This window comes from Devosia geojensis (assembly GCF_000969415.1).
GTDB lineage: Bacteria > Pseudomonadota > Alphaproteobacteria > Rhizobiales > Devosiaceae > Devosia > Devosia geojensis.
Genome location: NZ_JZEX01000104.1, coordinates 1 through 19782 on the forward strand (window position 1 = coordinate 1; position 19782 = coordinate 19782).

Genomic DNA, 19782 nt, shown 5'->3' on the forward strand with positions numbered 1-19782 from the left:
CCTCCCCTCAAGGGGGAGGGGAGGCAGTGCCAACCCTTTGATCCTGCTACCGAGCCAGAAACTTATCTCTGCACCTTCGCACCGCCCTCACCCGCCACGAGACCGCCAGGTCGCGACGAACGGTCTGTGGCAGAGCAGGCGGGAGGGGCTGGAGTCGGAGCGGAAGCAACCCACGTGTCGTTATTTGCACCGCGTTAGGGTTAAGCGACGTGGTTAAGGCTCGTTTAAGAACTTTGTCCGATATTGTGCGCGATTCAACTGCCATTTCGGCAATAACGAGGATCGTGACATGCGCAAGCTCATCGCCGCGATCGGGGTGGCAGGAGCCGCTTCGATCGCCGCACAGGCCCTGGCGGCTGATATTCCGGTGTACCCGCCGGTCGTTCCGGAACTTCCTCCGGTTGACTACGGTCTGGGTGGAAACTTCTACCTGCGCGGCAGTGGCGCGTGGAATGTGCTCTGGGCCAAGGACGTCGACAGCTGGGCCTGTCCTCCGGGCTGCGGCACCGACTTTGTGCCCGTCACCTTCGATACCGATGATGTCGGCTACGGCTACAGCGTCGGCGCGGGCTTCGGCTACGAAACCGGCACGGGCCTGCGGTTCGACGCCACGGTCGATTACCTCTCCAACGAGGGCGCCTCGATCGTGCGCAGCGGCGAGAGCGCGGCGGTGGATGGCGAATATTCGCTCAAGCTCCGCTCGACGGTGCTGCTCGCCAACGTCTACTACGATTTCAGCTTCTCGGACGCCTATGGCTACGGCCCCTCGGGCTACTCGGCCGCCGGCGGTCCCTTCGCCTATGTGGGCGCGGGCGCGGGTGTCGCCTTCAACGAGGTGCATGTCGACTCGCCGGCCACCAACCCGGTCAACAGCGGCGACAACACCAGCTTTGCGGCGGCCGGCATGGTCGGCGTCGGCTACGATTTCGGCGCCTTCACCGCCGATCTCGGCTACCGCGCCCTCTACATCGCCGAAGTCGCCAACGAGCAGCCGGTGCCGCACGACTTCTCGGTGTCCGACGCCTGGATCCACGAAGTGCGCGGCACGCTGCGCTATCGCTTCTGACGTCCCCGAACGTCGCGATCGAATTGCAACGGCGCCTGCGGGCGCCGTTCTCTTTTGGAGAAAGCCAGGTAAACTTGAGACAAAGCAGACGCGACGGCAGGCAGGCAGGGAGAGAAGGTTCATGAAGATTTTGGTGATCGGCGCGGCCGGCATGATCGGCAGGAAGCTCGTCAAGCGCATCCTGGCCGATGAGGCGGTCGGCGGCCGGCAGGTCACGGCTATGACGCTCGCCGATGTGGTCACGCCCTCGGCGCCGGCGAGCGCGATTCCCATCGATACGGTCGCCGCTGATCTCTCGCATGCGGGCGTCGCCGAAAGCCTCGTCGCCGGCCGGCCGGACCTGATCTTCCATCTCGCCGCCATCGTCTCGGGCGAGGCGGAAGCGGATTTCGACAAGGGCTACGCCATCAATCTCGACGGCACGCGCTATCTCTTCGAGGCGGTCCGCCAGGCGCACCTCGTCGACGGTTATACGCCGCGCCTCGTCTTCACCTCGTCCATCGCCGTGTTCGGCGCGCCGTTCCCCGCCGAGATCGGCGACGAGTTCCACCTGACACCCTTGACCAGCTACGGCACGCAGAAGGCCATCGGCGAGCTGCTGCTGGCCGACTATTCGCGGCGCGGTTTCCTCGATGGCGTCGGCATCCGCCTGCCGACCATCGCCATCCGGCCGGGCAAGCCCAACAAGGCGGCGTCCGGATTCTTCTCGGGGATCGTGCGCGAGCCGCTCGTCGGCGTCGAGGCGATGCTGCCCGTCGCCGATACGGTCCGGCACTGGTTCGCCAGTCCCCGCGCCGCCGTCGGGTTCCTGCTGCATGCGGCAACGATCGATACCGCGCCGCTGGGCGCGCGCCGCAGCCTTACTATGCCGGGGGTCGCCGCGACCGTTGCCGAGGAGATCGAGGCGCTGCGCCGCGCCGCCGGCGACCGGGCCGTCGCGCTCATCCGGCGCGAGCCCGACGAGACCATCGCACGCATCGTCGCCGGCTGGCCGCAGGCCTTCGCCGCCGACCGGGCCGTGGCTTTGGGCTTCACGGCGGACAAGGATTTCGACGAGATCGTCTCGATCCACATCGCCGACGAGCTGGGATAGCTGGGTTCACTCCGCCGGGACGGGATTGCACCATTTCCCCCACCCACGGGGTCATCCCCGCGAAAGCGGGGACCTCTGTTCAGGACCGGCAAGGCAAACGGAGGTTCCCGCTTTCGCGGGAATGACCCGGTCGAGGAGACGGCACTGTGCCAACCGGCTCATGGAGCTTTCCACCTTTCCCGCGTTATTCGGGCTTGTGCTCGAACTGGCGGCCCGAGATGTGGGAGAGCACCGTGTAGCTCAGGACCCCCAGGCCATAGTAGGACGAGGCCGAGGCCTCCTCGCGCGGCATGACGATCATCTGGTTGCTCGTGCAGGCAAAGAGGAACTCGCAGAAGTTCGGCATCACCGCCTCGAGATGGGCGAAGGCGTCGGCCGGGGTCTCGCCGGTGTCGGTGCGGTAGGTGACGAAGAGGAAGTCGGCATCGAGCTCGGGCAGGGTTTCCGGGCTCATGCGTTCGAACTGGCCTTCGGGAATGGCCTCGACGCGTTCGGGGAAGGTGAAGCCGGCGTCGCGCAGGAGCTTGCCGAGCGCGCCATAGGTGTGCCAGCTCAACACCTGCCCGTCGACGCCCTGGATGACGTTGACGGAGATGTCGACGGTATCGATGAGGCGCCTGATCTGCTCGACCTGGCCGGCATACCGGTCCTTCAGGACCGCCAGCCGGTCCTGCGTCCCGGTAATCTCGGCCAGCACGTCGTAGATCTCGAAATCGCCGCGCGCCTCGTCGTCGAGGACGATGACCGGGGCGATGGCCTCGAGCTGCTCGACGGGAGCCGTCTGCCAGGGCGTGGTGATGATGAGGTCGGGCTCGGCGGCGGCGACCGCCTCGATATCGACCGGCAGATTGCCGAGGAACTCGATGTCGGAATTGTCGAAGTCGACGCCGGTCAGCACCTTGCTGCCCCGGATGAAACCCTCGCCCTCGGGCGTGGTGCGCCCGTGGCTGGCGATGGGCATCACGCCGAGCTCGATGAGGGGCACCGTGATGGCAAGGTCCTGCAGCGAGGCGATCCGCTGCGCCTCGAGCGGGATCTCGACCGTGCGGCCGAGGTCGTCGGTGAAGGAGCGCGTCTCCTGCGCGGCGGCGGGCAGGGCGAAGAGGGCGGCGATGGCGAGCGCGTATGCGGTCTTCATGGGTGAAGTCCTTTCCGGAATATGGCCTATTGACCGGCCGGTGGTGTCGTCAGGGCGAGGAGCGTGTAGGTGAGCATTCCGAGCGCGCCATAGGAGGAGACGAACGTTTCGTCGCGCGGGATGGCGATGAGGCGCCCGTTCTGGCAGGCGGTGAGGAAGGCGCAATAGCCGGGAACGGTCGCCTCGAGCAGGTCGTAGGCGTCCTGCGGGGTTTCGCCCATCTCGGCGCGGTAGGTGACGAAGACGAGGTCGGCATCCATCGTCGGCAGCATTTCGGGGCTGTGGTCGGACATCTGCCCGTAAGCGACCTGTTCGACCGCCTCGGGCATGGCAAAGCCGGCATCGTCGAGCACGCGACCGAGGGCGGCGAAGTGCCGGTAGGAGCGGATCTGGCCTTCGACGGCGGCGATGACGTTGACGGAGGTCGAGCCGGTATCGACCAGGGTGCGCAGCTGACCGATCTGCTGCTCGTAGCGCGCCTCGAGCAGGGCCAGCCGGTCCTGCGTGCCGGTGATCTCGGCCAGGCGCTCGTAGAGCTCGAACTTGTCGCTCCTGTCGAAGTCGAGAAGGATCGTCGGGGCGATATGGGCGAAGAGCTCCGGATCCTGGTTGGTCGAGAGGATGATGAGGTCCGGCTCGATGGCGGCGACGGTTTCGGGATCGATCTCGGTGCCGGTGCCGAGGAAGGCGATGTCGGCGGTGTCGAAATCGACGCCGGTCATCATCTTGGACGAGCGCATGAAGGACGAGCCGTCCTCTGCCGCCCGCCCGTGGCTGCCGGCCGGCAGCACGCCGAGCTCGATCAGCGGCACGGAAAAGAAGAGGTCGTGCAGCGAGGCGATGCGCTGGGGTTCAGCAGGAATCTCGACGGTGCGGCCGTCGTCGTCGGTGAAGCTGCGCGTCTCCTGGGCGGCAACGGGCATCGTGGCGAGCGCCAGGGCGAAAAGAGCGGCGGTGGCGAACTTCATCATGGCGTCCTCCGAGGGGGTCACTCGTTCCGGGTCTCGATCTCCTGCGCGCTCATCAGCGCGAGAGGGTGGCGGTCACGGCCGAAAGGCTGAAGGCTTTCGTATCGGTTCAGGAATGGGCGTGGATCGAGGCCAGGCGCCAGCGCGGCGTCATTTCCGGGGCCTTCTCGGCAAGGCCTTCGCATTTGCCGTGGACGGGGATGGTTTCGGCAACGAGGTGCAATTCGAGTGGCGTGTCGCCGGCGGTCGCCGAGACCGTCAGCACGTCGCCGCCCGCCTCGCTCTGCGGCCACGCCGTCTCGCCAAGGCGCACGGCGGTCTGATCGAGACCGTGATCCTGCGCCCATTGCATGGCGGCGTGCTCGGCCACTTGCGCGGGCTGGGGCAGTCCGGTGCGGCCGCGATAGGCGGCGAGGTAAATGTCGCCGCGCGCGATGGTGGCGAGGAACTCTGCCGCTTGCTCGGGCGCGACCCGCCCATAACGCTGGCGCTGCGGCAGCACCACCAGCGAGGCGGCGAAGCGGCAGCCGCCGACGTGGGTCGCCTGCAGCACGTTGAACTTTTCCGGGTCCGCGGCGGCCATTAGCGCCTTGAAGGTCGCAAAGCCGTAGCGCGCGCAGCAGGCATCGCGGCGGCTGTCGGTGCAGCAGAGGATGACGGTGCGCTCGTCGCGCCGGCCCTCGAACATTTCGCCGGCGGTGAAACGCACGACGGCATCAGCCAGCGCGTCCTGGTCGGCAAAGTCGGCGGCAACGCCGTCGGCGAGGAGGCTCGGCAGCGTCTGCGTCTCGCCCACCCGGTCGACGAGGGCGACGTGGATGCCGGCCTTCATCGCCAGCCGCACGGCTTCGGCGAGGGCGGGTTCCATGCCGACGGACTCGAAGCGCGGCACGCGCCACTTGCCGCGCGGCCAGGCGAGGATCAGCACCCGCTCGGCGATGTTGCCGGTGCCCGGCAGCGGTTCGCCGCGCTCGAGGCAGAGATCGCGGCAGAAGACGTGGTGGGTCATGGGCGAACCTTGCGTGATGTCATTGCGGCCGCACCTGCGCCCGCGCCAGCAGCACGATGAAGATCGGCACGCCGATGAGCGCGGTGAGGAGTCCCGCAGGGATCTGGATGAGGGCGAAGGCCGCACGCCCGATGAGGTCGGCCGCGCCGACCAGCAGCGCGCCGATGAGGGCGGTGAGGACGAGGTGGAAGCCCATGCCGGCGTGGGCGAGGCGCCTTGCGGCATGCGGGGCGATGAGGCCGACAAAGCCTAAGGGTCCGACGACGCTCGTGGCGATGGCGGCAAGGCCGACCGCGACCGTGACGAGCGCCGGGCGCACGAGCTGCACCGGCGCGCCGAGCCCGATGGCGGCCGCTTCGCCCATGCGCATCGCCGCCATGGCGCGGCTCATGACGAGCAAGGCCGGCAGCAGCACCGCCGACCAGCCGGCGAGGGTCAGGACGTCGCCCCAGGTCGCCGCGTTGATCGAGCCGGCGAGCCAGGCGAGCGCCGAGAGCGCCCGGTCGATCTCGCCATAGGTCATCAGCGCCGAGGTGATCGAGGAGATGAACGCGGAAACGCCGAGCCCCATGAGGATGAAGCGGATGGCGTTGCTGCCCTCACGGGTGTGCGAGAGCCACTGGATGAGGACGGCAACGAGGATCGATCCGCCAAAGGCGAGCCACGGCCGGTAGATGGGGCCGAGCTGCGGAAAGAGCACCATCACCGCCACCACGGCGAGCGCTGCGCCCTGGCTGACGCCGACGAGCGAGGGGTCGGCCAGACCGTTGCGCGTCACCGTCTGCAGCGCCGCGCCCGAGAGCGCCATCATCGCGCCGACGAGCGCGGCGGCGAGGGTGCGCGGGAAGCGGAACTCCCAGACGACGTTGTCGATCGCCCGGCTGATGGTGATGCCGCGCAGGGTCTCGACGAGCTCGTTGAGCGAGACGCCGTAGCTGCCGGTCGCAAGGCTCACCGCCGAGAGGGCGAGGAGCGCGAGGACGAGGAGGCCGATGACGACGAGCGCCCGCACCGGCAGGCGCAGCGCAATGCGCTCGCGCGGCGAGCGCAGGATAACGTGGCGGGCGGGCGCAAGGCTCGTCATCGCGACCTGCGCCGTACCAGGTGGACGAAGAGCGGGGCGCCGACCATGGCGGTGATGATGCCGGTCGAGATCTCCTGTGGCGGGATGGCGATGCGCGCCACGATATCGACGGCGAGGAGGTACGCGGCGCCGGCAAGCGCGGAATAGGGCACGATCCAGCGATAATCGGCCCCGACGTAGAGCCGCACCACGTGCGGGATGACGAGGCCGATGAAGCCCAACGGTCCGGCGAGCGCCACCGACCCGGCGGTGAGGACGACGACGGCGACGAGGATCTGGAGCTTGAGCGAGGTGGTCCTGACGCCCAGGCCCTGCGCCACCTCGTCGCCCATGGCGAGGACCGTCACCTGCCGGGCGAGTGCCAGCGAGAGCAGCATGGCGATGGCGAGCCACGGGCCGGTATAGACGAGCACGGTGATGTCGCGGCCGGCGAGCGAGCCGGTGAGCCACACGCGCAGGTTCATGAACGTGTCTTCGCTGAGGAGATGCGCGATCGAGATGCAGGCGGCTAGGAACGCGCTGATGGCGGCGCCGGCGAGCGTCAGGCTCAGGGGCGTCGCGCCGCCCGGCACCCAGCGGGCGATGAAGTAGACGACGAGCGCGGCGGCGAGCGCCCCGGCCGCCGCGATCCACGGGATCAGCGCCATACTGGTCAATCCGAAGAGGGCGGTGGCCATGACGACGGCGAAGGATGCACCGGCGGTGAGGCCAAGCAGGCCCGGATCGGCGAGCGGGTTGCGCGTCACGCCCTGCATCAGCGCACCGGCGACCGAGAGGCACGCGCCGACGACGACGGCGATCACCGCGCGCGGCAGGCGCAGGTTCATGACGATGACGTGGTCGAACTCTGCTGGATCGAAAGCGGTCAGCGCATCGACGACGGTGCCGATCGGCAGGCTCTTGGCGCCGACGGCGATGTGGAGGAGGAAGAGGGCGCCGAGGACGGCGATGAGCAGCGGCACGCCGCTCCAGGCGCGCAGCGGCGGCGCACTCGGGGCCGGGCTCGCGGCGATGTCGTTCATGCCGGCAGCGCCGCGCGGGCGCGGGCGCCGAACGGCACGCAGACGAGCCGGCCCGTCACCGGATCGTCGAGCACATGCGCCTCGAGGTCGAACACCTCGCGCAGCCTTTCGGCGGTGAACACGGTTTTCGGCGCGCCGGCGCAGACGATCTGCCCATCGCGCATCATCACCAGATGGTCGGCGTAAGCGGCGGCAAGGCTCAGCTCATGCAGAACGACGACGAGGGTGCGGCCGGTCTTGTGGGCAAGGCTTGCCAATAGCTCCATCAGGTCGACCTGCACCTTGAGGTCGAGGAAGGTCGTCGGCTCGTCGAGCAGCAGCAGGTCCGTCTCCTGGGCCAAGACCATCGCGATCCAGCAGCGCTGGCGCTGTCCGCCCGAGAGCGTGTCGACCGGCCGCTCGGCGAGGTCGGCAACGCCTGCGACCTTCATGGCGTGGTTGACTGCCGCCTCGTCGGCGCGCGACCACTGGCGCAGCAGCGACTGGTGCGGATAGCGGCCCTGCGCGACGAGCTCGCGCACCGTTAGCCCCTCGGGCGCGACGGGCCCCTGCGGCAGCAGGCCGAGTTTCTCGGCAACGGCCCGCGTGTTGGTCTGATGGATATCCTTGCCGTCGAGCAGCACCGCGCCGGCCGTCGGCGCAAGGATGCGGGCGAGCGTCTTGAGGAAAGTGGACTTGCCGCTGCCGTTGGGGCCGACGAGGATGGTGACCTTGCCGGTCGGCACGGCAAGATCGACGCCCTTGAGGATGCCGACGCCCGCATAGCCGGCATCGACAGAAAGGGCCTCCAGCCGCGATGGCGCCGCTGCGACACTGTCTTTTCTGCCAACGCCCGCGTGCACGGTACGACCTCATATCTGACTGAGTTCGTCAGGTTTGGCGGTGGACTAGCAAAGCTGATAGGTCAGATCAAGATAAATGAAGGCGGGCCCTCGGTTCGGCAACGGGGCGCCGATGTGCTTTGCACGGTGCTTCCCATCCCCAGGATGTCACCCCGGCGAAGGCCGGGGCCCATCTTGAGCTGCTCCAACAGCCGCCAAGTGTGTGAGAGAGCGAAAAGGGGTGGTTGCTGATCTCTCCGCGCCCGTCGGCGCGATCAGGGCTGGATCCCGGCCTTCGCCGGGATGACACCCGGTGGGTGTTGGTGCATCGTGCCCACCGCCCACCGGGACGGTCCGCGCCGGTGGAACGATCGTCCCAACGGCTCAGCGCGTCGACGGCACCCCATAGATGCGCTCGACGTCGTCGAGTAGCAGGTTGGCCGCGATATAGCCGCCGGCGGTGTTCCAGATGGCGTCGTCGACCGCGTGGGCCTTGCCGGCCTTGACCACCTCGAGATTCTGCCAGAGCGGGTCGGCGGTCCACTCGGCGGCCTGCGCCTCGGCGGCGCCGTCGCCGGTCTCGTAGGTGAAGTAGAACAGGCGGTCGCCCTCGAAGTCAGGGATGCGCTCCTTGCCGACATCGTCGGCGAACTCCTGCTTGTCCTGCGCGGCCGGACGGGCAAAGCCCACCTGGTCGAGGATGAGGCCGGCGAAGGTGTCGAGATAGTAGATGCGGGTGAGGGCGGAGGCGAAGCGCACGAGCGAGATTTCTTCGTTCAACGCATCGCCCAGTTCCTGCCCAAGCTTTTCGGCGCGCGCGTCGAAAGCGTCGAGAGCGGCCTTACCCTCCTCGCCTTTGCCGGCGGCGTCGGTATAGAGCGCCATGTTGATCTTCCAGTCGCCGCGCAGGCGCTCGGCCATCACGGTCGGTGCGATGGCGGAAAGCTGTTCGTAGATCTTCTCCTGGCGGGTCTTGTTGCCGATGATGAGGTCCGGCTGCAGCGCCGCGATCGCTTCGAGGTTGACGGCGGATTCCTCGCCGACGACCGTCACGTCAGCCATGTCCTCGGCGATGTGGGCGTACCATGGGTCGCCGGTCCAGGAGCGCACGGCGCCGACCGGGGTGATGCCGACGGCGAGCAGCGCCTCGGTGCCCTCGTTGGTGAGGACGACGATCCGCTGGGGAGCGTCGGGCACGTCGGTCACGCCCATGGCGTGGGTGATCTCGCGGGCGAGGGTGGCGGAGGCCGACAGGAGCGCGGCGGTGACGGCCAGCGCTGCCAAACCGTGGCGGAAGGTAATCATTTCTTGCGTCCCAAACTTGACAACCATCTTCAGAAAATGGTTGTGGCAAACAGTCAGAATTTAAACTGACTGTCAATATCAAGTTGAGGGGCGCGCCCTGTCCGATCTGGCGGCCATGAAACCACGCACGGCGGCGCTTGCCTGGCCGGTCTCGGCGACCTATGCGGGGCTCGCCGTGGTGCTCGTCGTCGTGATGGCCATGAGCCTCACCCTCGGTTATCGCATCTATTCGCTGGATCAGGTCTACCGCGCGCTCTTCGCGTTCGACGGCACCGATACCTCGGTCATCATCGCCAACCTGCGCCTGCCGCGCGCGGTGGTCGCGCCGATGGTCGGGGCTGCGCTCGGCATCGCGGGCGTGCTCGTCCAGACCCTCTCGCGCAACCGCATCGCCTCGCCAGACACGCTCGGGCTCAATGCCGGCGCCTCGCTCTTCGTCGTCATGGCAAGCTCGGTCTTGGGCGTTTCCTCGCTGATGGGCCTCTCGTTTGCTGCGGCGCTGGGGGCACTCGGCGCCGCGCTCCTCGTCTTCGGCATCGCGGCGACCGCCGGCGGGCTCTCGCCGCTGCGCATCGTCCTCATCGGCGTCACCTTCGCCGGCCTCGGCCACTCCGTCGTCGAGGTGGTGCTGACCACCAACGAAGCGCAGATGCAGCAGCTCCTCTTCTGGCTCTCGGGCGCGTTCGTCGACCGGCCGCTGGCGCTCGCGGCCAACGGCGCGCCGTTCATGATCGTCGGCGGGCTGGTCGCGCTCGTCCTGTCGCGCGCGCTCGATGCCCTGCAGGCCGACGATTCCACCGCCGCGAGCCTCGGCGTGCCGCTCTTCATCGTGCGCGGCGCGGCGTTCCTTTCCGTCTCGCTGCTGACGGGCGCCTCCGTCGCCATGGCCGGGCCCGTCGGCTTCGTCGGCCTCGTCGTGCCGCATGCGGCGCGCTGGCTGGTGGGCCTACGGCACTCCCGCCAGATCGTCGCGGCGGCGCTGATCGGGGCGATCTACGCCACCGCCGCGGATGTCGCCGCCCGCTTCGTCATCTATCCCATCGAAGCGCCGGTCGGCGCGGTCACCGCCGTCGTCGGCGGCGCGATGCTGCTCATTCTCCTCAAGCGGAGAGCGGCATGACCAGCATAGGCGCCAGCGCACCCGTTTCGTCCTTTCCCCGCGCGCCGGTCGTGCTCGTCGCCATGCTCGGCCTCTTCGTGCTGCTTTCCCTCTGCGGCGTCGCCTTCGGGTCGACCTGGATCCCGCTCGAGGAGGTGGCCAAGGTCATCGCCGGGTTCGGCGAGAAGACGCAGAACCTCATCGTCCTGCAGCTGCGCCTGCCGCGCGTCGTCGCGGCGATCCTCTCGGGCGGGGCCATCGCCGTCGCCGGCTATCTGCTGCAGAAGGTCACCCGCAACGAGCTCGCCTCGCCCGGCGTCCTTGGCGTCGTCGACGGGGCGGCGCTCGGCGTCGTCATTTTCCTCGCCGCGCTCTCCAACGAGTCCAACGCCCTCGTCACCAGCATCGCCTTCCAGCCGCTGGCGGCCGCCGTCGGCGGGCTCTGCGCCATCGCTTTGGTCTTCGCGCTCGCCGGCAACCAGGCGACCTCGGCCGTGCGGCTGCTGCTCTTCGGCATCGCGGTGGCCGCCGTCGCCAAGGCGCTGACGATGGTGATGATGCTGATCGGCCCGATCTACCGGACGACGCAAGCGGCGCGCTGGATCGCCGGGGCGGTGAATGAAGTGAACTGGAGCGAGATCCAGGTGACCTTCGTCGCGCTCGTGCCGCTCCTCGCCATCACGCTGCTGATCGCCCGCCGCCTGCCGCCCGCCGACCTCGACGAGGTGTCGGCGCAAAGCGTCGGGCTCAACGTGCCGGTCGCCCGGCTGCTGATCTTCGCGCTCGCCGCCGCGCTGACGGCAGTCGGCGTCGCCTTCGTCGGCGGCGTCGGCTTCATCGGGCTGATGGCGCCGCATCTGGCGCGCATGCTGCTCGGGCGCGGCGTCCATGTGGGGCTCATCGGCAGCTTCCTCATCGGCGCGATGATGCTGGTGGCGGCCGATCTTCTGGTGCGCGTATTGTTCTCGCCGATCGAGGTGCCGGCCGGCACCGTCACCGCCATCCTCGGCGCGCCCTATTTCCTCTATCTCCTCATGCGGAAGCAAAGCTATGACGGATGACCGCACCCACCGCATCGCCGTCCGGGACCTGACGCTCGCCTACGGGCAGACGCGCGTGCTCGACGCGCTGACGCTGCCCATCGCGCCGGGCAAGATCACGGTGCTTGCCGGCCCCAATGGCTGCGGGAAGTCGACGCTCTTGCGCGCCATTCGCCGCCTGTTGAAGGGTACCGCCGGCCAGGTGCTGCTCGACGATGTCGACATCGCCAAGATGAGCGGCAAGGACCTGGCCCTGAAGATCGGGCTCCTGGCGCAGAACCCGTCGGCTCCCGGCGACATGAGCGTCGAGGAGCTGGTGCGCCTCGGGCGTTACCCGCACCAGACGATGATGCAGCCCTGGAGCCCCCGCGACGCCGAGGCCGTCGAGCGCGCCATGGCCGGCACCGGCGTCGCCGAACTGCGCACCCGTCCGATCAGCTCGCTTTCCGGCGGGCAGTTGCAGCGCGTCTGGATCGCGCTCGTCCTTGCGCAGGAGACCGATGTCATCTGCCTCGACGAGCCGGTCAACCACCTCGACATCGCCCACCAGCTCGAGTGCCTCGATCTCGTGGCGCGGCTGAACCGCGAGCACGGGCGCACCATCGTCCTCGTGCTGCACGACCTCAATCTCGCGGCGCGCTACGCCGACGAGCTCGTCTTCGTACGCGAAGGCCGCATCGCCGCGCGCGGCACGCCCACCGAGCTGATGTCGGCATCCCTCATCGGGGAGGTGTTCGGCGTCCACGCCACGATCATCACCGATCCCGTCCACGGCAGCCCGGTGTGCATCCCGGCGAGCCGGTCGTCGGCGCCGAAGGCGGCGGCGGAGAAGGTCGCTGAGGCAGTCTGAAGATCGTTGCGCCTGCAATACTCCGGCAACCACAGGGTCATTCCCGCGAAAGCGGGAACCTCCGTTTCCCAGTACCGAATATGCAAACAGAGGTCCCCGCTTTCGCGGGGATGACCCGGTGAGGATTGCACGTCGGGTGCGCTACGACGCCCTCACCCCAACCGCTCGATCAGCGCCATGGCGGCAGCCGGATTGCGCTCCTTGAAGCCCGAGATGACGTAGAGGAAAACTTCCGTCGGTCCGGCATTGGCGGGCTTCTCCTCGACGGCCGAAAGGTCCTTGGGCACCGCGCCCGTCGCCAGGGTCTTGGCCCGCTCTGCCCAGGCGTCGAGGTCGGCGGGGGAATATCCGAGCTCCTCATCCTCGCTGGTGCCCATGATGCGCAGGTAGGCAAAGGGCGCGGTGATGTCGGCGATCTGCACGTATTTGGCATCGGCCGCCGTGATGACGGCGGCGCCGTTTTGCCTGGCGAGCGCGATGAAGGCGGGATCGCGGAAGCTCTCGTGGCGCACCTCGAGCGCATGACGTATCTCGCGGCCCTCGATGCTCTTGGGCAGAAGCTTGAGGAACCCCTCGAAATCCTCGGGGTCGAACTTCTTGGTCGGGGCGAACTGCCAGTTGATCGGTCCGAGCTTGTCCTTCAATTCAAGAATGCCGCCCATCAGGAACCGCTCGACCGACTCGCGCCCCTCCGCCAGCACCCGCCGGTTGGTGGCAAAGCGCGGGCCTTTGAGCGCAAAGACGAAATCGTCGGGCGTCTCGTCATGCCATTTGGCAAAGCTCTCGGGCTTTTGCGCGCCATAGAAGGTGCCGTTGATCTCGATGGAGGTGAGCTTGCTCGCCGCGTATTCCAGCTCGCGCTTTTGCGTCAGCGTATCGGGATAGAAGGTGCCGCGCCAGGGCTCGTAGGTCCAGCCGCCGATGCCGATGCGGATTTGCGGCTTGCTCATGGTGTCCTCCCTCGCAACGATTGGTCGCGCCAAACTAGCCGCAAAGAGCCCGCTTGGCACCCCGGATTTCGCACTCGCTAACTTGTTTGACAAATTGCGAGGTGAATGCAATCGTTCGGCTCGGGAGGAGATATGCGCGGCGCTGGTGCGCGGGCATGCCTTCGCCTGTCCTGCCAGTTCTCCAGCACGGTGACGAGAATGCCCGAAAGCCAGGTCAGCGCCACGCTTCACCGGGGCTTCATGACGCCCGATCCCGAATATTCCCCGGTGCCGATCTGGTGGTGGAGCGGCGACAGGCTCGAGCTCGAGCGCATGATCTGGCAGGTGGACCAGCTGGTGGCGCAGGGCGTCCACAACGCCGTGGTGCTCAACCTCGCGCCGACCGGCCCGATGCACGGGGCGCTGAGCGACGAGCCACATTTCCTCACCGAAGAGTGGTGGGAGCTCTGGGACGCGCTCTGCCAGCACGCGCAGAACGTCGGCATGCGCTTCTGGTTCTACGACCAGATCGGCTTTTCCGGCGCCAACCTGCAGGGGCGGCTGGCCGTCGCCAACCCCTCCTATGTCGGCATGGACCTCAACCGCGTCGTCCTCGACGTCGAGGCGAGCGGCGGGATCGCGCTGCCGGAAGCAGGGGTGTTCGTCTCGGGCCAGGCATTGCCGCTGTCGGCGGACGGATGCGTCGCCGGTCCGCCGCAGGACCTTGCCCTCGAAGGCGGCCGCATCAACTGGCGGGGCGAGGGCCAAGCGCGGCTCATCCTCGCCTATGCCATCCGCAAGGGGTTCGACTATCACTCGCCCGAGGCCTGCCGGGCGCTGATGGATGTCGTCCATCACGCGTTCGAAGCGCGGTTGGGCAAGTATTTCGGCAGCGCCATCGTCGGCTCCTTCCAGGACGAGCTGCCCTCGGTGCCGACCTGGAGCGAGCGGTTCGCCGCCGAGTTCGAGAGGCGCTGCGGCTATGCGCTCAAGCCCAGGATCGCGGCGCTCTGGGAGGACTGGGGGCTCGAAAGCGCCCGCATCCGCATCGACTATCAGCGCGTGCGCGCCGAGCTTGCCGAGGAGGCGATCTTCAAGCCGGTCTTCGACTGGCACGAGCGCCATGGCCTGATCATCGGCTTCGACCAGCAGAGCCCGTCGCGCGCCGCCCAGCCGATCTCGACCGTCGACCAGTATGCCGACTATGCGCGCACCCACCGCTGGTATTCGGCTCCGGGCAGCGACCATTGGGGCGAGGCCAAGTTCCACTCCTCGCTCGCCCACAGCTATGGGCGCCCGCGCACCTGGATCGAGGCGTTCCACTCGTCCGGCTGGGGCGGGACGCTGGAAGAAACCTTCGACTGGCTGCAGCCCTGGCTGCTCGCCGGCGCCAATCTCTACGATCCGCACGCGGTCTACTATTCGACCAAGGGCGGGCAATGGGAGTGGGCCGCGCCCTCGACCTGCTGGCGCCAGCCCTATTGGCGGCACTACAGGCACTTCGCCGATGCGGTCTCGCGGCTCTGCTGGCTGGCGACCCGGGGCGAGCACCAGTGCGACATCGGCCTTCTCTTTCCGAGCGCCACCGTGCAGGCCGACCTCTTCCTCGACCGCTGCGGGTCGGCGGCGCGGGTGGCGCACGACGCCTACCAGGCGCTCGTCGGGCAGATGACGTGGTTCAATGCCCGCGCCGGCGCGTTGAAGCGCCTGCGGCGCGATTTCGACGTGCTCGACGACGACACGGTCGCCGGCGCCAGCATCGAAGAGGGCGCCATCCGTACGCGCGGCGAGCGCTACAAGGTGCTGCTCGTTCCCGCCATGTGGATGCTGGAAACGGCGACGGCCGAAAAGCTCGCTGCCTTTGCCGAGGCTGGCGGACTGCTTGTCTTCGTCGACCGGCTGCCGGACGCGGCGGACAGCGAAAGGGGGGAGGCGGCGATCGCGAGGCTCGCCGCGCTCGTTGAGAGCGGCAAGGCCAAGCTCGTCAAAGGCCAAGAGGGTCTCGAAGCCGTGCTCGGCGAGGTGCCGGTCGAGATCGAGACGACTTCGCCGACGCTGCTACGCCGCGACGGGGAGGTCAGCATGCTCTTCCTGACCGCTGCCGCCTCCGGCTCGGCCAGCGCCGAGGAGCGGCTCCCCTGGGCCGAGTGGGACTATGAGCACGGCAATTTCTCCTTCTCGCGCTACAGCGAGGAGCTGCGCGAAAAAGGCATCGGCTTCGACCTCGCCGCCCAGCGAGAACGCGCGACGGTGCGCATCGCCGGTCCGGTCGGCGCCATCGAGCAGTGGGACCCGGCGACGGGCGCGGTTCGGCCGGTGTCGGTGTGCCGGCACGAGGGGTTCGTCGAGGCCGATGTCGATTTCAGCCAGTCTCCGATGACGGTGCTGGTCTGGTCGCCGGCCGGGCAGGCGGCGGTGCCGGAGCCATCGAAAGAGAGCGGCCGGGAGCTGGTCCTCGGCGATACCTGGACCGCGCGCCTCGTGCCGACCATCGACAACCGCCATGGCGACTTCACTCTGCCGGCCAGTCCCGGCCCGTTGCCGGTGCAGCTCTGGCAGGCGGACTGGCGCGCCGACACGGCCGAGACGCCTTCCGACTGGTCCGACTGGCAGCGTGTCGCGCTGACCGATGGCGTGCGGGCCTGGTCCTACGGGCCGGCAAAGGCGGACGACCTGCCCGTGCCGCTCGCCGCCGGACACGAGGGGCCGCTCTCGGGTGCCGGCTGGCAACCGGTCAGCTATTCGCTCTCGCGCGGCATCGCCCACGATCCGCAGCACGACAAGACCCTCGGCCCCAAGGGGCGCGTGCTGGAGCCGCTGATCCGGCTGCCCAAGGTGGCGGCCGGCGAGACCGTGCAGGTGCGCACGTGCCTGCCGGTCGAGACGGCGGGGGCGCTCACCCTCGCCGTCGGCGGCAATGGCCGCAAGCAGGTGTGGTGGAACGGCAAGCCGCTGCCTTCGGACGAAGGCGGCTACCTCTACATGCGCCCGGTCGAGGCGAGGGCGGGGCTCAATCGTCTCGAACTGCGCGTTACCGCCGTCGAGGAGGGGGACATCGAGGCCTATTGGACGCTGACCACGGACGCCGAGGCTTTCGCCCGCCCCGAATGGCTGGCCCCGACCGACGGCTGGAAGGCCGGCACGACGCTCTCGATCGGCAAGAGTGTTTCCATCGTAGCGGGCGAAACCCTTGCCGTGCATTTCGGCTCGATCGGCGTCGCGCATCTGGTGGTCAACGGGCATGAGGTCGCGATGCAGGGGGCGTTCGATCCTTACGCGGAATGGCGCGGCGCGCGCGTCATGCGTTACGACCTGACCTCCCATCTCAAGCCCGGCGACAACCGCATAGAGGTGCGCTTCACCGACGATGGCCGGGAACTCGCCTTCTTTCTCGACGGCGTCATCCGCGCTGCCGATGGGGGCGAGCGCTACCTCGTTACCGACAGGAGCTGGTCGGCCGAGCGCGAAGGCCGGCCGGTAGAACTCGCCATGCGGATCAACGCCCGCCAGGACGCGCGCTTCTACTGGCTGCGCCCGCGCCCGCATCCGCTGCCGCGCACCGGCTGGATCGATCCGGAAGCGCCGCTTCGGGGCGTGCTTGATATCGTGCCGGAGCCCTATCCCGATCTGCCCAAGTCCGCGCAATGGTTCCGTCTGCCGCTGCCGCCGGGTGCGCGCAAGGTCACGTTGCCCGCGGAAGACGCTGAGCTTCGCGCCTTCCTCGACGGCGCCGAGCTCGCCGTCACGAAGGGGCTGGTCGAGCTTCCATCGGCCGTGCCGCCGGGCGCCGCGCTCCTCGTTCGCGTTTCCGTCAGCGACGGGCGCACGGGCGGCGCCGTCTGGGATGGGGCGGTCGAGTTCGACGTCGGGCAAGGCACCATTCCCCTCGGCGACTGGCGCGAGAACGGGCTCGAATTCTATTCGGGAGGCCTCGCCTACGAGCAGGTGGTGAGGATCGAGGATCCCGCCGCCTGGTCGGTGCTCGATCTCGGGCAGGTGCGCGGCACGGCGGAGGTCGAAGTCAACGGAGAGGCGGCGGGGGTGCGCGTCTGGTCGCCCTACCGCTTCGATATCGCGGGCAGGCTTCACTCAGGCGATAATCGCATCGTCATCCGCGTCTTCAACACGCTCGCCCCCTATCTCAAGGGCGCCTCGCCCACGCGAACCCTCTTTGCCGGGCAGGACATATCCGGGCTTTTCGGCCCGGTGAGGTTCAAATGACCGCCAAACCTGTGGGATCGCGGCAAAGGCGGGTGAAGCGCGCGCGGCATCTTGCTAACCTGTATGACAAGAAGCCGGCAGGCGGGGGAGCAAAATGACCACGCTCGAAAAACTGACGCCCATCGACCAGAAGCCTTCCGCCTCCGAGCGCGTGGCCGAGCGGCTCATTGGCCTCATCTCCTCGGGCAACATCGCACCGGGCGACAAGCTGCCGAGCGAGAACGAGCTTTCCAAGGCCCTGCAGGTGTCGCGCCCCGTGGTGCGCGAGGCGCTGCGGGGGCTCGCCATGATGGGCATCGTCGCCAGCCGCCAGGGCGGCGGCTGCTACGTTACCGACCTCACCCCGCAGCGCCTGATGGCGCCGCTCTCCTTTGCGCTCTCGCTCAAGGACTACACCATCGAGAGCCTCTTTCGCGCGCGGCAGGTGATCGATACCGGCATCGCGGCCGAAGCGGCGCGCTATGCCAGCGACGAGCAGATCGGCACGCCGCGCGAGCTGGCTGAGGCCGGCCACCGGTTGGTTGACGATCCCGTCGGCTTCCGCGTCATGGACGCGCAGTTCCATGAGCTGATCGCGGCGGCCGCCAACAACGACTTTCTCGAGAAAGTGTCGAACGCCCTCTATAGCCTCGCCATCGAGCAGCGGCGCAAGGCCTCGGCGCAGCCCGGCGTCCTCAAGGTCTCGGCCGCCGACCATGCCGCCATCGCCGAGGCCATCGCCGGCCATGATCCGCAGGCGGCGAGCGCGGCCATGGGCGTCCACGTCGAGAACATCCGCCGGACGACAATGGCCGTGATGGGTGAATCCTAGAGCGTTTCCAGGAAAAGTGGACACCACTTTTCCGGTTCGGAAACGTGACAAACAAAGAGTTAGAGGTCGTTCAGCGTTCAAAGAAACGCTGAACGACCTCTAGAGCGTTTCCCGTTCGGGGCTTCTCGGCCGCGAGCTGCCCCGCGCCACGAGCCGCGGCGTGGCGAGGAAGTGCTCGGCGGTCGTGCGTCCCTTGATGCGCTCGATCAGCAGCCGGGCGGCCTGCAGGCCCAGGACCTGGCCGGACTGGTCGACGCTCGTCAGGTCGTTCTGCAGCAGGTCGCAATAGCTGGTGTTGTCGTAGCCGACGACGGCGAGGTCCCGCGGGACGCAGAGGCCGAGCTCGCGCGCGACGCTCAGCACCTCGAGGGCGATGAAATCGGTCCAGCAGAAGATGGCCTGCGGGCGCTGGCGGCCCTGCAGCAGGCGGCGCGCCGCCGCCTGGCTGGCGCGGGGGCTGCCGCTGGCCCTGACGATGTCGATATGGGCGGAGAGCCCGTGCTCGACCATGGCGGCGCGATAGCCGATCTCGCGCCGGCTGGTGACCACCAGGTTCATCGGGTCCTCCATCGCCAGGCTGAGGAAGGCGATATCGGTGTAGCCGGCGGCGACGAGGTGGCCGACCACCAGCCGCGCGCCGAGCTCGTCGTCGTCGTTGACGGTATCGAAGAGCGTCGCGTCCGGCTCATGGTGGCCGATGAGCACGGTCGGGGTGCGCAGCGCCGTGACGGTCACATCGGCCGCGCTCATGCGCGGCGCCACCAGGATCAGGCCGTCCATGGGCCGGTCGGTCATGGCGTCGACCAGCGCTAGCTCAATGCTCCATGCCGACTGGCTGATGCCGACGAGGCTCTGGTACCGCGTGCGCTCCAGGGCCGCGTGCACGCCGTCCATGATGTCGGAGAAGAACGGATTGCGGATGTCGGGCAGCAGCACGCCGATGGTGTCTGCCTGGCCGCGCATGGCGCGGGCGGCCGCGCGCGGGCGGTAGCCGAGCCTGGCGATGGAGGCCTCGACGCGCGAGCGCAGGTCCTCGCTCACCCCATAGGCGTTGCGCAGCACCTTGGAGACGGCGGCGACCGAAACCCCGGCGTCGGCGGCGACCGTGCGGATGGTGATGCGCGCGTTCTTTTGAGAAATGGTCATGGCGGTTCCGGCTGCTGCCCGGCGAGCATCCACGCCCGCCGCAATGGCGGCAAGCCCTTTGCGTGGCCAAATCTTCGCTGCGCCCGCAATTCCCGCCGAGTCCGATCATCGTCTGATGGATTGTACCCGTTGCTGCGCAAGCATGATTGTTTTTCAGCCGCGACCGTGATTGATGTAGAA

The 19782-nt window shown here is 68.2% G+C and carries 16 protein-coding genes; 7 read left to right on the plus strand and 9 right to left on the minus strand.

What is annotated here, in order from left to right:
• Positions 1–289 precede the first annotated feature (289 nt).
• Both VE25_RS09810 and denD read left to right on the plus strand, forming a co-directional pair.
• Positions 290–1066, plus strand: a complete 777-nt coding sequence (locus VE25_RS09810; RefSeq protein ID WP_046108441.1) for an outer membrane protein — start codon at positions 290–292, stop codon at positions 1064–1066.
• A 121-nt stretch (positions 1067–1187) separates the two neighbouring features.
• Positions 1188–2159 (plus strand): D-erythronate dehydrogenase, encoded by a 972-nt coding sequence (denD, locus tag VE25_RS09815; RefSeq protein ID WP_046108442.1) that lies wholly within the window; start codon positions 1188–1190, stop codon positions 2157–2159.
• A gap of 184 nt (positions 2160–2343) precedes the next feature.
• On the opposite strand, the gene VE25_RS09820 is transcribed toward denD, so the two are convergent.
• The 7 genes from VE25_RS09820 to VE25_RS09850 form a co-directional block, all read right to left on the minus strand.
• On the minus strand, positions 2344–3297 hold the full coding sequence (locus VE25_RS09820) for an ABC transporter substrate-binding protein (protein WP_046108443.1): 954 nt from the start codon (positions 3295–3297) through the stop codon (positions 2344–2346).
• A 26-nt stretch (positions 3298–3323) separates the two neighbouring features.
• Positions 3324–4268, minus strand: coding sequence for an ABC transporter substrate-binding protein (locus VE25_RS09825; RefSeq protein ID WP_052731864.1), 945 nt, complete (start codon positions 4266–4268; stop codon positions 3324–3326).
• 106 nt (positions 4269–4374) lie between these two features.
• Entirely contained in the window at positions 4375–5274 is a 900-nt protein-coding gene (locus tag VE25_RS09830) for a sucrase ferredoxin (protein ID WP_052731865.1), read from the minus strand.
• 19 nt (positions 5275–5293) lie between these two features.
• The gene (locus VE25_RS09835) at positions 5294–6358 is read right to left on the minus strand and encodes a FecCD family ABC transporter permease (RefSeq protein ID WP_046108444.1); all 1065 of its coding nucleotides are present in this window, start codon (positions 6356–6358) and stop codon (positions 5294–5296) included.
• Positions 6355–7380, minus strand: coding sequence for a FecCD family ABC transporter permease (locus VE25_RS09840; protein ID WP_046108445.1), 1026 nt, complete (start codon positions 7378–7380; stop codon positions 6355–6357). Before VE25_RS09840 ends, VE25_RS09835 begins: the two co-directional genes overlap by 4 nt.
• Positions 7377–8222 (minus strand): ABC transporter ATP-binding protein, encoded by an 846-nt coding sequence (locus tag VE25_RS09845; RefSeq protein ID WP_280136839.1) that lies wholly within the window; start codon positions 8220–8222, stop codon positions 7377–7379. The genes VE25_RS09840 and VE25_RS09845 overlap by 4 nt, the downstream gene beginning before the upstream one ends.
• A 363-nt stretch (positions 8223–8585) precedes the next feature.
• The gene (locus tag VE25_RS09850) at positions 8586–9506 is read right to left on the minus strand and encodes an ABC transporter substrate-binding protein (protein WP_046108446.1); all 921 of its coding nucleotides are present in this window, start codon (positions 9504–9506) and stop codon (positions 8586–8588) included.
• Between the two features lie 115 nt (positions 9507–9621).
• Between VE25_RS09850 and VE25_RS09855 the strand changes: the two genes are divergently transcribed.
• Genes VE25_RS09855 through VE25_RS09865 form a run of 3 tightly spaced genes read left to right on the plus strand, consistent with a single transcriptional unit; the run spans position 9622 to position 12495 of the window.
• Entirely contained in the window at positions 9622–10626 is a 1005-nt protein-coding gene (locus VE25_RS09855; RefSeq protein WP_046108447.1) for a FecCD family ABC transporter permease, read from the plus strand.
• Positions 10623–11666 carry a FecCD family ABC transporter permease gene (locus VE25_RS09860; protein ID WP_046108448.1) on the plus strand — a complete coding sequence of 348 codons (1044 nt, stop codon included), beginning with the start codon at positions 10623–10625 and terminating at the stop codon, positions 11664–11666. Before VE25_RS09855 ends, VE25_RS09860 begins: the two co-directional genes overlap by 4 nt.
• The gene (locus tag VE25_RS09865; protein ID WP_046108449.1) at positions 11656–12495 is read left to right on the plus strand and encodes an ABC transporter ATP-binding protein; all 840 of its coding nucleotides are present in this window, start codon (positions 11656–11658) and stop codon (positions 12493–12495) included. The genes VE25_RS09860 and VE25_RS09865 overlap by 11 nt, the downstream gene beginning before the upstream one ends.
• 152 nt (positions 12496–12647) lie before the next feature.
• On the opposite strand, the gene VE25_RS09870 is transcribed toward VE25_RS09865, so the two are convergent.
• Complete coding sequence (locus VE25_RS09870; protein WP_046108450.1) at positions 12648–13445, minus strand: DUF72 domain-containing protein; 798 nt, start codon at positions 13443–13445, stop codon at positions 12648–12650.
• A gap of 198 nt (positions 13446–13643) precedes the next feature.
• Between VE25_RS09870 and VE25_RS09875 the strand changes: the two genes are divergently transcribed.
• Positions 13644–17645 carry a glycosylhydrolase-like jelly roll fold domain-containing protein gene (locus VE25_RS09875; protein ID WP_046108451.1) on the plus strand — a complete coding sequence of 1334 codons (4002 nt, stop codon included), beginning with the start codon at positions 13644–13646 and terminating at the stop codon, positions 17643–17645.
• Positions 17646–17739: 94 nt separating this feature from the next.
• Positions 17740–18456, plus strand: coding sequence for a FadR/GntR family transcriptional regulator (locus VE25_RS09880; RefSeq protein WP_046108452.1), 717 nt, complete (start codon positions 17740–17742; stop codon positions 18454–18456).
• A 99-nt stretch (positions 18457–18555) separates the two neighbouring features.
• Here the strand turns inward: VE25_RS09880 and VE25_RS09885 are convergent, their stop codons facing one another.
• Positions 18556–19602, minus strand: a complete 1047-nt coding sequence (locus VE25_RS09885; RefSeq protein ID WP_046108453.1) for a LacI family DNA-binding transcriptional regulator — start codon at positions 19600–19602, stop codon at positions 18556–18558.
• Positions 19603–19782 lie beyond the last annotated feature (180 nt).